We start from the raw sequence: 1000 nt of genomic DNA on the forward strand, positions 1-1000 counted from the left end.
CAGTAATCGACATTGAAGGTGATGTAGTTGATAATAGCTACGGAATGATGTATGACTGGTTTGGTCTTGACTATACTAGTCCTTCAAAAGTAAAAACAGCACTTGCAAATGCTGATGACGAGGATATCACGGTAAATATCGCTTCAAATGGTGGAGATGTTTTTGCTGCTTCTCACATTTATACTGCACTTAAAAGTGCAAGTCAAAATGTTACAGTAAATATTCTTGGTTTAGCAGCATCTGCAGCTTCAGTAATTGCAATGGCTGGAGATATAGTAAATATTTCTCCTACAGCCCAATTGATGATTCATAAGGCTATGAGTGGTAGCCAAGGAAATGCTGACGACTTTGAGCAAGAAGCTAAAGTTTTAAATGGTGTTGACCAATCTATTGCTGCAGCTTATGAATTAAAAACTGGTATGAAACAATCTGATTTGTTGCAGTTGATGTCTAACGAAACATGGATGACAGCTCAAGATGCAGTGGATAAAGGATTTGCAGACAATATTATGTTTGTAGATGCTAATAAACCAGTATTTTCTAACTCAATCGGAAATATTCCAACTGCTGATAAACTTAATGAATTTATGAATTTCATGAATTTCAAAAATCGGAATAACCCTCCGAAAGAAGAACCAATTATAGAAAACAAACTAGCCGATTTACGTTCTCGTAAGTTGGCTATTTTATTAGAAAAATAAAGGAGACTCAAATGGGAGTTAAATTAACAGTAAATCAATTGAACGAAGCATGGATTGCTTCAGGAGATAAAGTCACAGACTTTAATGACCAAATCAACATGGCTCTTAATGATGATAATTTTTCAGCAGAGGCTATGTCAGAATTAAAAAATAAACGTGATAATGAAAAAGTTCGCCGCGACGTATTGAGAGAACAACTTGTTGAAGCTCAAGCTGAGCAAGTAGTTAATATGCGTGAAGAAGAAAAAGGTCCATTGAACAAAAGCGAAAATGAACTCAAAGACAAATTTGTTAAAGAC

General features: G+C 35.1%; 2 protein-coding genes. Both read left to right on the forward strand.

Annotation, left to right across the window (positions count from 1 at the left end; translation table 11 throughout):
• A partial coding sequence (locus AB0N14_RS40405; protein ID WP_366030654.1) for a head maturation protease, ClpP-related occupies positions 1-701 on the forward strand: 701 nt, incomplete at its 5' end.
• Between the two features lie 11 nt (positions 702-712).
• The coding region (locus AB0N14_RS40410) for a hypothetical protein (RefSeq protein ID WP_366030655.1) at positions 713-1000 on the forward strand (288 nt) is incomplete at its 3' end.

The organism is Streptomyces sp. NPDC051104, assembly GCF_040682835.1.
Classification (GTDB): Bacteria; Actinomycetota; Actinomycetes; order Streptomycetales; family Streptomycetaceae; genus Streptomyces; species Streptomyces cynarae.